General features: G+C 59.6%; 13 protein-coding genes and 1 tRNA gene. 6 read left to right on the forward strand and 8 right to left on the reverse strand.

Annotation, left to right across the window (positions count from 1 at the left end; all coding sequences use genetic code 11):
* Positions 1-338: 338 nt before the first annotated feature.
* Complete coding sequence (acdA, locus tag KIP88_RS35005; protein ID WP_249791238.1) at positions 339-1,550, reverse strand: 3-sulfinopropanoyl-CoA desulfinase; 1,212 nt, start codon at positions 1,548-1,550, stop codon at positions 339-341.
* A 349-nt stretch (positions 1,551-1,899) separates the two neighbouring features.
* The gene (locus KIP88_RS35010) at positions 1,900-2,961 is read right to left on the reverse strand and encodes a YeiH family protein (RefSeq protein ID WP_214492742.1); all 1,062 of its coding nucleotides are present in this window, start codon (positions 2,959-2,961) and stop codon (positions 1,900-1,902) included.
* Positions 2,962-3,045: 84 nt separating this feature from the next.
* On the opposite strand from KIP88_RS35010, the gene KIP88_RS35015 reads away from it, so the two are divergent.
* Positions 3,046-3,954, forward strand: coding sequence for a LysR family transcriptional regulator (locus tag KIP88_RS35015; RefSeq protein WP_214492743.1), 909 nt, complete (start codon positions 3,046-3,048; stop codon positions 3,952-3,954).
* Here KIP88_RS35015 and KIP88_RS35020 read toward each other — a convergent pair whose 3' ends face one another.
* The 4 genes from KIP88_RS35020 to KIP88_RS35035 form a co-directional block, all read right to left on the reverse strand.
* Positions 3,955-4,173 (reverse strand): hypothetical protein, encoded by a 219-nt coding sequence (locus KIP88_RS35020; protein ID WP_214492744.1) that lies wholly within the window; start codon positions 4,171-4,173, stop codon positions 3,955-3,957.
* A gap of 275 nt (positions 4,174-4,448) precedes the next feature.
* A tRNA-Ser gene (locus KIP88_RS35025) sits at positions 4,449-4,549 on the reverse strand.
* Positions 4,550-4,964: 415 nt separating this feature from the next.
* Positions 4,965-5,192 carry a hypothetical protein gene (locus tag KIP88_RS35030; protein ID WP_214492745.1) on the reverse strand — a complete coding sequence of 76 codons (228 nt, stop codon included), beginning with the start codon at positions 5,190-5,192 and terminating at the stop codon, positions 4,965-4,967.
* A gap of 179 nt (positions 5,193-5,371) precedes the next feature.
* Positions 5,372-5,725 (reverse strand): hypothetical protein, encoded by a 354-nt coding sequence (locus KIP88_RS35035; RefSeq protein WP_214492746.1) that lies wholly within the window; start codon positions 5,723-5,725, stop codon positions 5,372-5,374.
* 1,278 nt (positions 5,726-7,003) lie between these two features.
* On the opposite strand from KIP88_RS35035, the gene KIP88_RS35040 reads away from it, so the two are divergent.
* The gene (locus KIP88_RS35040) at positions 7,004-7,336 is read left to right on the forward strand and encodes a hypothetical protein (RefSeq protein WP_308163707.1); all 333 of its coding nucleotides are present in this window, start codon (positions 7,004-7,006) and stop codon (positions 7,334-7,336) included.
* Positions 7,337-7,556: 220 nt separating this feature from the next.
* On the opposite strand, the gene KIP88_RS35045 is transcribed toward KIP88_RS35040, so the two are convergent.
* A complete protein-coding gene (locus KIP88_RS35045; RefSeq protein ID WP_214492747.1) occupies positions 7,557-7,778 on the reverse strand; it encodes a hypothetical protein in 222 nt (73 codons plus the stop codon).
* 639 nt (positions 7,779-8,417) lie between these two features.
* Between KIP88_RS35045 and KIP88_RS35050 the strand changes: the two genes are divergently transcribed.
* From KIP88_RS35050 to KIP88_RS35065, 4 genes are all read left to right on the forward strand, one after another.
* Positions 8,418-8,720, forward strand: coding sequence for a hypothetical protein (locus tag KIP88_RS35050; RefSeq protein WP_214492748.1), 303 nt, complete (start codon positions 8,418-8,420; stop codon positions 8,718-8,720).
* 807 nt (positions 8,721-9,527) lie between these two features.
* Positions 9,528-9,767, forward strand: a complete 240-nt coding sequence (locus KIP88_RS35055) for a hypothetical protein (RefSeq protein WP_214492749.1) — start codon at positions 9,528-9,530, stop codon at positions 9,765-9,767.
* Positions 9,768-9,801: 34 nt separating this feature from the next.
* Positions 9,802-10,236: a hypothetical protein gene (locus KIP88_RS35060; protein ID WP_214492750.1), complete on the forward strand. Its 435-nt coding sequence runs from the start codon at positions 9,802-9,804 to the stop codon at positions 10,234-10,236.
* 227 nt (positions 10,237-10,463) lie between these two features.
* Positions 10,464-11,108 carry a response regulator transcription factor gene (locus tag KIP88_RS35065; RefSeq protein ID WP_214492751.1) on the forward strand — a complete coding sequence of 215 codons (645 nt, stop codon included), beginning with the start codon at positions 10,464-10,466 and terminating at the stop codon, positions 11,106-11,108.
* A 512-nt stretch (positions 11,109-11,620) separates the two neighbouring features.
* Here KIP88_RS35065 and KIP88_RS35070 read toward each other — a convergent pair.
* A partial coding sequence (locus tag KIP88_RS35070; protein ID WP_214492752.1) for a hypothetical protein occupies positions 11,621-12,080 on the reverse strand: 460 nt, incomplete at its 5' end.

Consider the following 12,080-nt stretch of genomic DNA (forward strand, 5'->3'; position numbering starts at 1 on the left):
TTAGGTTAAGCCGCGAGTTCGCTTGCAGCGTCCTCTGGCTGGGCTATGGATTGAATACCGGACAATTTCCCCAAGCGTCCGGGCCCACACCAGCGAACCGTCAGGCGAATATACTCCGCCTGGCGGTTTTGTTCTTTGGATAGCCAGTGCGCTACACATGGACGAAAGTGAATTACTTAATCGCTGTCGCGATTGCGATGGCCGGCTGGCTATTTCTCATCGTCTGGATCGTCGGACAGCTTATTTGACGGGCCTCAGCAGGAAAGCCACAAACGCAGCATTGCGAGAGTGGTCCACGCTGTGCCGCAGCAACGCACAGCCGCGCGGTCTGATCATGTTCACTTCGCCGCAAGGGACGGCGCCTGAACCGCCTCCAAATATCCGTTGCGGGTCTGCGGGATTTTTGTGTCGAGAATCCTGGATGCCACCAGCGTCCTCAGCACCTGCGCCGTGCCGCCGGCAATCGTGAACATGCGGGCATCCCGAACCATGCGTTCGAGCGGATAATCCCGCGAATAGCCCCTGGCGCCGAACAGTTGGAGCGCCTGGTTCGTGACCGTGTTGGCCGTCTCGGACGCAATGATCTTCGCCTGCGCCGCGAGAAGCGGGTCCGGAAAAGGATCGGCGCTAAGAGCTGCCTGATGAAGCGACAGCCGCGCTGCATTGAGCGCCACCGCCATGTCGGCCAGCATCCACTGCAGGCCCTGGAATTCGGCAATCGGGCGTCCGAACTGCTTGCGCTCCTTCACGAAGGTCATGGCCTTCTCAAACGCACCTTGCGCGAGCCCGAGCGCGACTGTCCCGGCGCCGACCCGCTGGCTGTTATACGCATCGATGAGGTCCGCAAATCCGCGCCGAAGCCCGCGCGGCGGCAGCACCAGCATGTCCTCCTGAACTTCAAGATTCTCGAAGATGATCTCCGTTTCGGGGATGCCGCGGAGGCCCATGGCGGGCTCGCGTTTGCCGATAATCAGGCCGGGAGTCCCACCAAGCGCGAGGAAGCCGCCGATCCCCTGCTCTTCGCCCTGTTCGTCGAATACCCGGGCGAAGATCAGATGGAGTTTTGAGACCCCGCCACCCGTGATCCAGTGCTTCTTGCCTCGGATGACGTAGGTGTTGCCGTGCTTGTCTGCACGCGTCGTCATCTCGGTCGCCGCCGATCCGGCTTCCGGTTCGGTGATGCAAATCGCCGGCTTGTCGCCCGAAAGAACGAGTTCAGCTCCCAGCCGCTTCTGCTTCTCGGTGCCATACTGCATGACCGCAGAGATGGCGCCCATGTTGGCCTCGACCGTAATGCGCCCCGTCGCCCCGCATACCCGCGCCATTTCCTCGATGATCAGGGCGGCCTCGAAATAACGTCCTCCCCGACCGCCGTAGGATTTAGGAATCGTGTAGCCCATGAAGCCTGCGGCCTTCAGAGCGGCTACGTTGTCGAAAGGGTAAGCCTCGGTTCGATCGATCTCCGCCGCCTTCGGTGCGAATTCGGTTTCGGCCAATTGTCGCGCAGCGCTGCGGAGCTTTAGTTGCTCAGGCGACAGTTTCATATCCATTCCAGTCATCCTCCCCGGAAAGCGGCGCGGTCTTTTCGATCATTCGGCTCCGAAGCGCACCAAAACGCAACCGAATAATTTATGATCTCGACTTCAAGTCTGGAGACCTTCGAGATGTCCAATTCGAGAACCCCTTGTCGATCGCTTCGGTCCTGACGCCGCGGACGTGGAATTCGACGGCGACGCCCCGCCCTTCCTCCGTCAGTTGGCGGCTCGCGGCTCGGTACGAAAATTCCGGTCCGATAGTATGCCCGCCCCGAGCGTGCGGACTTCGGCCTATGTGAGGCGCATCGACTTCAGGCTAGATTAATTGCCTCGTGCGATCTGGCGCGACCACCCAAGGGGCGTGCTAGTTAAACAGATGAACCAGGCCGATGCTGATCGCGAGCAGGAGCATCAGCGACAGTGTCACGGCCGCCGTCACCCTGCCGCCGACGGTGGCGAGAACCCGAACATCGACCCCGAGGCCGAGTGCCGCCATCGACACGACCGTGAGAAAGCCGGTGATCGCAGTCAGCGGGCCGATCACCGTTGCGGGGACGAAATCGAGTGAGCGTAGAACGGAAAGCGCGAGAAAGCCGAGGATGAACCAGGGCACGAGGCGGAAGAAGCCGACCGTTGTCTTGCCGTGCACTCCGCCACGCAGACGCGGGGCGAGCAGCGAAAGCGCCACCACGATCGGTCCCAGCATCAATACGCGCATCAATTTCACCAGCGTGCCGATCTGCGTGCTTACCAGCCCCGCCGGCACGGTTGCGGCAAGGACTTGCGGGACGGCATAGACCGTGAGGCCGGCGAGAATTCCGTATTGCGTCGCGGACAATTGCAGAAGCGGAATGAGCAGCGGCAGCCCCAGCACCATCATCACGCCGAGTATCGCCGTAAAGGAGATCGAGGACGCGATTTCGTCGCCATCGGCGCCGATAACCGGCGCGACCGCAGCGATCGCCGAATTACCGCAGATGGAATTGCCGCAGGCGATCAGGATCGAGAGCCGCGTCGACAGGCCGAGCATGCGGCTGACGCCGAAGCTGAGGCCCAGCGTCACGACGACAGTCGCGGCAATCGCGCCGAGCAAGGCAATGCCGGACGCCGCGATCGCGGCAAAGCTGATGGAGGCGCCGAGCAGCATCACGGCCACCTCGAGCAGCTGCTTGGCACTGAAGGCGATGCCCGCCTGCCAACGCTCGGACGGATTCCAGAAGCTGCGCACGGCCATGCCGAGCAGGATCGCCAGTACCAGCGCTTCCACATAGGGGTGCGCGAACAAGCGCCGCTCCGCGGCTTCGAGAGCAGCCGAGATGCCGGCGACGACGATGCAAAGGAGAACGCCGGGAATGAGCGCTACAAGGCGGCTGACGCTGTTGGCCGGTCCATTTCCTGGAGCGGAAAATTCCTCGTCCTGCGGCACCAATTTCTCCCGGGAGAAAAATATATGCGTCAGATAGCGATAATTGGGTAATATATTTTCGATCTGGCCCGATAGAGGGAAGTTATGTCCTTAAACCTGCATTTGCTGCGCCTGTTCACGATGGTGGTGAGAACCGGGAGTTTCTCGCGCGCAGCCGACGCCCTCCATATCAGCCAGCCGGCGATCTCGAAGGGGGTGCGGGATGTCGAGCTTCAGGTCGGCTGCCGCCTGCTCGACCGGACGCCGAAGGGCGTGCGGCCGACGCGGGAGGGAAAGGCGCTGGTGCGGCATGCGGAGACGCTGTTTGCGGCCGAGCGCGCGGCGGAGGACGAATTATTGTCGCTGCGCAATCTCGACAGCGGATCGCTGCGCATCGGCGCATCCACCACGATCGCGACCTACATGATATCGGACTATCTCGGGGCGTTTCACCGAAAATATCCCGGGATCGACCTGCATCTCGTCATCGCCAATACCAGGGACATCGCCGATCTCATGCTGGCGCATGATATCGAGATCGCGCTGGTCGAAGGTCCGGTCGAAGATGACGAGCTCGAGAGCCATGCCTGGCGCACCGACGTGATGAGCCTGATCGTCGATGCGCGCCACCGCTTCGCGGCGGCCGAGCGCGGCATCGACGGCGCGGCGCTTGGCGATGAAGTCCTGATCGTGCGGGAGCCCGGTTCCGGATCGCGCGAGGTTGTGGCGCAGGCGCTGGCTGCCGAGGGCATTGAACCCAGGCGCACGCTGGAGATCGGCAGCACCGAGGCGATCAAGCAGGCGGTAGCCGCCGGCCTCGGCGTCGCCATCGTCTCCAGCGCCACGATTTCCGATCAGGTCACGCTTGGCCGGCTCAAGGTCGTGCCGATGCGCGACCTGCAGATCGAGCGCACGCTGTGGCAATTGAAGGTCCCCGGGCGAATAGAAATTCCTGCGGCGACCGTGTTCGAGCGGATGATCTGGCAGGACAAGCGCGTCGCGGAAGTGGCTTAGCTAGAAGATCGCGGCCTTGACGAGCGCCGCGACGCGGCTGAAGTCGTCGAAGACGCCCGGCTCGAAGAAGACGGCGCGCGCGATCACGATGCCCCCAACCAGCGACCAGAACAGGCTGGTGCCGGCCCACAACAGATATTTGGACGCGCGTGAAGGCGTCGCTGCATCCCCTTCGGGCGCCAGACGCTCGCCAAACGGCTCGTATCTCAAGCGTTCCATTGCGCGGCCAATCCATTGATTTCCGCAGTAAATGTCGTCTGTCCCGACGGATGGAGCAATGGAAGCGGTTTGCTTTTTCGAACCACGGAATGGAAGCGTATTTCCGTACGGAGCGGTTGTGGAACGGCTTTATTCTTTGCCGGTGTTTGGCTGCTCGGCTCCGCGGGAATCGGGAGGGTCGAGCGGGATTGCCGTCAGTCCGACGCGCGTTACCGCATTAAATGGCAATGTATCAGATCTTGGTATCAGATCTTGGTATTAGATCTTGAAAGGCTTGGTGGGCGCACCAGGGCTCGAACCTGGGACCCGCTGATTAAGAGTCAGCCACGACGTAAGAAAGATCAATGACTTGACGGTCGCACCACTGAGCTTATCCGGCCGAAAACGGGCATTCGTCGCATGATCAGGTGCCCTCAAGCAGCCGCAGAACGACTCTATCGCGTGGATCTTCTTTACGGACAGGCATCGACTTCGTCTGGGTTAAAAGTGCTCAATCGGGCTCAGGGAAAAGCGTCGAACAAACCCAAAGATCGTGAGCATAGAGCCCATCCATCGGGGCTGGACGGACGGAAATAACGCAATCGAGCGACACGCCTGAAAAGATGAAACGAACCTTCCCGTCGCAATTGCCGGGTCGAATTGCGGCCAAGCACTCCCTGCGGTTCGCCATGGGCAAGCTATCTTTATTCCCACCTTGAACCGCCATCATATTCAGCACCGTTCCGACCTTGGGAGGATCAGGTACTCGGTTCGGTCGCCCTGAGACCGACAAGCGCCTCGATCGCGGATTATTACGTGAAAGCGACCGCGCTGAAATCGATTGAGACCAGCAGCATATCCGTGACGGCTCTGCGATCGGGGCCGCGTGCGTAGGCGCGCCGCATGCTCGGAAGGCGAATACCGTCCGCTTCGATATACGTAGACGTGAGTTGGGCGGCCGGAATGCCGCCCACGATGTTCACGCTGTAATCATGACGGCGCAGCATCATGTCCTCGCCGAAGAAAAAGTCCTGCACCATGCAGTGGGTTTCCATCCAACCGGGGAAGTGGGCGCGCAGCACGCGCCAGATCTCGGCCCTCTTGCGCCAGGCCTCGGTCTCTTCGAGACAAAGGCCCCGCTGCTACCAACGATGGGGCCGACCGGATCGAAGCGCCCACCCGCTAAGGAGAACACGCGCCGCGGCAATCAAACGTCCTTTCAGGTCATGCTGCCGGGCAGGAAGCAGCGGATCGAAATCCCGACCGTGCCCCACATCGGCCATACCATGGTCCGGCCGGCGCGATTCGGTTCAGTGATCACAGCATCGTCGGGGATGTCGATCCATTGGCCCCAGAGCCGTACGCGGTAGTGGCCGTCCTTCGATTGCCAATCGACATCGGCGACGACCGAGCCGTCGGCGTCGGAGCAGCATGGCCCCTTCCCGCTTTTGAGGCTGTCGAACCATGGCTTGAGCGGAGAGTCAGCGTAGCGACCTTCATCACGGGCAACCGCGTGTCCGGCGAGAAAGACGGCTGGGACCAGCAGCGCAACGGCGATCCTGAAGAAATTCATGCGGCCATCTCGGCAACGAAAATCTTCCAAGATTCTACAGTGAAAACATGCGCGTCGAATGAACCACCGTCAACGACAGTTTTCTGACCATTCTGCCGTATTGCCACATAGCCAACACACACCGGTCCAGCATAGAAGCCAGAACACCAATTTCCCAATTAATTGGCGCCTTTTGCATTAATCCCTCCGCTTCGTTGGATCAGCATCAGGCAGGCGGCGGCTCCGCCGGTTCGGTGGAGACGGATCTATTTTGACTTGATGGTTGCGGCCTCTTCGGCGCGCTTCGCGGTCCTGTTGATCCAAGGCGGCCCGACGCACGAGGATTCCGGACGACATACGCCGGGCCTTACCACTCGGGTCACGCCCGCTCTAGGAACGGGCCCTGACAGCCCACGTTGATGCAAGCGCCACGCCCCTCCGCATGGCGCATTGGAATGACGGCCCCAGCGTTCTGCCCCCAGGCTGGGGCCGTTTCTTATTTGGATACCGGCGGCGCCTTAACAAAAACCGATCGGGAAAAAATGGCAAGCGACTAGGAACATCCGCCTATTGGGGGAGTCAGTTCATAGCTTCCGGTTTTTGCCCCCGAAGAACCCTGCCGGAAGAAAAAATCGGGGTTGGCGGCCCCAGCTATCGGTTGAGATAGCTGGGGCCTTTTCATTCAGAAGCCAGCGCGGCAAATCTAACACACACCGTAGGGTTTGTTGAGAAAGTAATCGCGGTTGCCCAGCACCTTCTCTGCGTACTGGTCGATCGCGACGGTGATCGCCTGGACAATGTTGATAGCAGTAGCCCTCTCGTGTGGCTCGCTGACGTAGTTCGGCGAGCGCGTTGATCCATGGCGAGCTGTCCTCCTTCTCGTCGTGCCATTTCAGGGGCTCTGCCATCACCAACTCTGGCCGCCAAGCACGCGCCCTTGCGTTGGACTCCCCTCCTCCTGTCGGTCCCGCTCGGCGCAAAGGTCTTCGCTCTTCGCCAGCATTCTCCCGAGCAAAAGCTCAGCCGATGCCGTTCCGATGCCGGCGCGTTGAAGCTGCAGGATCTCCTTACGCTGCCTTCCGACCTGGACGCGCATATGCTCGATTTCGGAACGGACGTGATCTAGGCCCATAGCGCTCCTTCAACTCCCTATGAATCGTTCGAACGAGCCCCTCGGCGCGGCGCCCGAGTTGGTCGTAAAGACGAAGCCGCCTGAACAGGATCTCGATTTCGCGATCGGTCCTCATGTTCACGATAGTAAAAAACATGAACAAGAAGACAAGCCGCTAGGAATAGGCTGTGCTGGCGTGGAACACCCAAGAGCATTGCCTGAGTATTCCTATTGCCCTGGTCCGCCTCGTTCTAGGATGCAATACCGCTGCCGAATGGTCGCCTGCTCCTCACCTGGAAGGAGCGGCCACCTACATCGTGAAGCTGCCGAAGGCTGAGCACTCCGCGCCCGAATGGCAGGCCGCCATGGAGACGCTAATCCTCGTTGCAGAGACCGGCGGCCCGACGATGTTGGCCCGGATCGGCGTCATGCGGGCGTTGAACCGTCACGTCGAACGGGTCTTCAATCCAGACCGCAAAGAGACGCATTGGGGCAAGCGCAAGCTGAAGAGAGACCAATGACCGTTCTTGTCTAGGTCAACACACGCAAGCAGGTTGGCGACGCCGAGCACCTCAAGGTCTTCGCCAGCACAGACGCCGCGGAAAAATGGTTTGAGGAAAACGACCCCGAAGGCGTCGCTTTCGAATATGAGGTTTTGGAATGAAAGAGGCCGCCAACTGAGGCGGCCTTACTTTCTTAGCCCATCCAGCGCGCGCAATCGCGCTGGAGCAGTGTGTCCCTCTACTTCTTCTTCATGCCGGAGTCGCGCTGATTTTTCTCATATAGCTCGCGGTCAGCGGCACTAACCTGGCCCACCATGAGCGGACCTGCGCCACCCGTGTTCGTGGTCGTGGTGGCGGCGGCGGCGGCAGGTGCCTTTGGCTTCATCGTTTTCTTGGCTGCCAAAGCGCCAGAAGTGGAGACAGCGAAGATCGCAAGACCGACAAGAATTATTTTCTTCATTCAGCTCTCCCTTAACTTGGAAAAAGGACGCGCCGGCAGTCGAACATAAAGCTCGCATCACGGCAAGCTGGAGTGCTACGCTGTAGGCATGACACGTTCCCATTGCGAAAGGCCCGCCAGCGCGAGCCGGCGAACGCAGGACCTCTCGACCCCGTGGAACCGACTTCACCACCTCGGTTCCGAAGAAACGATCCCGCAGCCATTTTCCTGTTTGAACGAAGACGACCGGAAACAATCTCTTGCCATTCTTGCTCGTGACGGGCTCAAGAGGCGCTTTGCTTCTCGGCGCGTTCCTCCCAAGACTTGGGCCGCCGAACGCTGGCGGCCTTTTTTTGCGAGCGGGGGCCAGCATCAGACGGCGCCGGGCCGCTGCCGGGTTGCGCTTCCAGTGCATGGCCGTGTTGGGGCATGGGGCGCCTGGTGAAACGGCTCTGACGCGGGCTGGGAGCTAATGGCGCCAGCGCCGTCCCATTCATACGCGCCCATCCGAGAGCGCCGAATCTTCCTACCGGGACAAAATGGCAAAACCGTGCGAGGTCGCTCAGGCAGCAAAGGACCGCCCATTCCCGCCATCCCTAGTGGAACCCTTCAGTGTTCGTGCCTGTTACACCTCCAATCAAGCCAAGGAGGTCCTCCCACATGATGAAGATCACTCTTGCCGTGGCGGCAGCCGCAGTGATGCTGACGTCTGCCCCGCTCGTCACTCCGGCCAAGGCCCAAGGCATCGAGATGGCCCAAATCGATATGCAGACCGGGCGGCACTACGAGGACCGCGACCCCGGCTACTATAGGGAACGTCGCGGGTATGACTCCAACGCCACAGTCGGTGTCGGTCCAGGCGGTGTCACCGTCGGCCCACGACAGCGGTGTCGCATGGAAACTACAACGATCGAACGGGACGACGGCCGCAGGATCACGCGCAGGGAGCGCGTCTGCGACTAATGCAACGTCAGCAAAAGACTAGTCCGCGTGGGATGCGCGAGCTCGGCAACGGGCGTTCGTTCCCGTCCGGTTTATCTGATGTTTCTCGATTGCGGTCCCAGCTGCTCCCGCCCCGTCCCGACGGGTTGGGTAGCAAAATGGTAGAAGCAGGTTCGCGCATCGTTCGCATCCCAGCTTCCGTCCACATGTAGCGCCGCCCCCAGTCCTCTGGCGCTCTCGATCCCGCGAAGCGGCTTCGTGCCGTGTCTGCGAGCCGGGATGACGAAACCATTTTCCTAGTTCGGCGAAGTCATCCGGAAACGAACCAATGCTCCCATCGCCCCTGATCAAACAACGGGGTTCGATCACGTTAGCGCTCATTCTCGACGCGATTTAACCCTCATCGGGCGGAAACCGGAGGCTTCCCATGAAGCATCTAATATTATCCGCAATCGCAGGCGTTACACTCCTCATTGCTGCAACCACCATGCTGTGGTCGCAATCGACTCCGACCGAGCGTCATGCCACCGCTACAGTCCTGGGTCATTGCAAGAATTTTCACAGCCTGACTGGAGCAAAAGCTTCCGAACTATTGCCTTACTAATGGGTCTCGCGCCCCTCTAAGGGCCGGCCACTGAGTGCCCCAGCTGACTTTGGGAAGGCCGCTGGTGAGGTTCGGTCGCGGGGTGCATGGGGGTGTGCGAGCCGATCATTCCCATCGCATGTGCGTCCGACGCTAATCCCGCGTGGCACCATTTGGGACCTTTTGAGCGCCGAGCGCGTTGAGGCCGTAGTGCCAGGGCAGGACCACGAACCCGGAGGTGGGTAATGTGCGACATCCCTCTGGACCTTCAACGAAAGCTCGAACAACGGTGGGCCGCCAGATTTGCGCGGCCGGATCCACCGGCGACGCCTCAAAAGCAGCGGCTTGAAAGTCAAAAACAGACTGCCGCGCCAGCCAAAGGCAAAAAAGAAAAACCCGGCATGGCAACCCACCGGCCGCGTGAGATCGCGAACCGAAGCGCGCCTATGCTCACCGACGAAGGTCATCAAGCACTTGATCAATGAATGCCGTTGTAGGGGTCGGGCTGCAGGCGAAGCAATGAAGGTACTGCTTTTTCACGTCAAAGGAATGGAGGCAAAACACATGACGTGGCTGAAAAAAAGCGAGCCGACAGAAGCATGGGAGATCGAGGACGACGAGAAGATTGGAGACATTGAGTTGGCCCGCCAGATACGTGAGATCTGCAATTCTGTTGCCGACAGCGCTGAAGCAGTTTCCGTCCTTTATTATGGCCCGAGCACTGAAACGAAAAAACGCGAAATTGATCGATATGAACGCGCCAAGAAGCGTGCCGAAAAGAAAATAGAACAGATTTCAGATGAGTTGCTCCGCGACACCGCAATATATCAGGTCCTAAACTTCTGTATGAAAGCAGGAGACGTCGAGACCGCAGAAAGGCTTTTTCATCAAATTCAAACCGCAAGGATAGCAGCGCTTGTAAAAAGCGAGCATCCAATGTTTCGGGATTCATGAACTGGATTTAGAAGCGGCGGCGCAAGGCCAACCTGTTCTGGTTTTTGGCCAGGAATGCTGTCTCTGGACGCCTCGGAAAAATGGTTTGAGGAAAACGATGCCTAAGGCGTCGCGTTTGAGTACGACAAGCGCCGGGGACTTATCACTGCGAGGCGCCCCGAAATGCCTTAACTCAGCCTGGGTGTGATTCTTGGCAGAAGTGGGCGCATTCCCGCAAGGGGTTGATGATGCAGAAATCCGACAGATCGGCAACGAAGGTCCTGATTGTCGACGACCACCCAGTGGTCCTGTCGGGTTGCCGGTCGCTGTTCGCGTCGGACAACACTGTGAAGATCGAGGATGCCACCGACGCCAAATCCGGTCACCGCGCCTACCTGGCCATGAAGCCTGACGTCACGGTGATCGATATCAAGCTTCCGGACGTTTCCGGCTTCGAACTGATGCGTCGCATTCGAAAAGACGATCCGGAGGCGCGGATCATCATGTTCAGCATGAATGACGATCCGGCGCTCGTGGTTCACGCCATCGAGATGGGCGCGCAGGGCTATGTCTGGAAGGGCGACGATCCCCGGATGCTGGTGAAGGCGGTGCGGAAGGTCGCCGCGGGAAACAACTTCATTTCACCGCAACTGGCGGAAGCGGTGACCTTTTCCGCCGGGTCGATCAAGGCAAATCCTGCGTCCCAAGTGACAGCGCGGGAGCTGGAAATTCTTCGGCTGCTTGGCCGCGGCGACAAGATCGCCGAAGTCGCCAATGCGCTCGAGATTTCCTACAAGACGGTGGCCAACGCCACCTCATTGCTCAAGCAGAAGCTTGGCGCGAAGAGCCATTCGGACCTGATCCGGATCGCGGTGGAGATGGGGCTGGATTGAGGTGCCGGCCGCCTCAAGGCGCTTCGACAACTTCAAAAGTCCTTCGTTGCCAATTGGGTTAAGGTTGGTGGTCCCCGCCGGAGCGGGCGGCCTCGTACCTAATGAAGTCGAACCTTATTGCTGGAATGAAATAATCCGCTAACTGAGTCATCACGAGCCTGGCAGGATCGGCGGAGATAAAGTCCGAATTTCTCTGCGCGCTCTGCCGCCAGCTTTCGGTAAGCCCTCGCCTGCCCCTTCCAACGGGCTTTGAGCTTGAGCTCATGCTCTTCAGCGGCAAGCCGCTCGAACGGGACTGAAGCAAGTAAGAGCGTCGGTATGACTCGGCTGCTCTGTGCGGATTGCGGCCGGGTGTGGGAGGTCAAGACGACCACATGTGTGCACTCGTGGAGACGCGGGCGCGCCTTGTCCGAATTGCAATTTCGCGTCTCCCGATTATCCCCTGGCCCCTGCGTCTCATGAAGGGATTGCAACTAACGAGGCCGCACGACTGCATCCCGATCAGTACATGGCTACACAATCAAATCGTGAGCCGCATAGTGATTGCTATGCCCTAAGTGATCGTGCTGCGCCGCTGAAGTATCAATCGCATCTGCATCCTGGACTAACACCGGTCCGTTGTGTGCGGCAGCATGCTGACCATCTTCATGTGCTTTCCCGCTTCCATGGCCCAGCTGCTGTAAGTCAAGAATGTCTGGAGAAGCATTGTTGGCGCCATTATTAAAATGAAAGGAATCGCCAAGTTCGGTGCCAACCGGTGATTTGGCCCGACCGGCGTCGTCGGAGGAAGCCCCTTCCTTTCCTTCAGCCTTAACCTTCAATGCCGAATGTGCGTCGTCGGCAGATTTTACGGACGCCGTTTGTAGATCGTGCTGTGGTTTGTTAGTACCTAAATCGTCTCCCGGGGCCTCATGCTTGATATGCCCCTTGGCAGCTCCAGAGCCGTTGTCGGAATCATGCAGGGCCTTCTGC

The organism is Bradyrhizobium sp. SRL28 (assembly GCF_018596315.1).
In the GTDB taxonomy this organism is placed as follows: Bacteria; Pseudomonadota; Alphaproteobacteria; order Rhizobiales; family Xanthobacteraceae; genus Bradyrhizobium.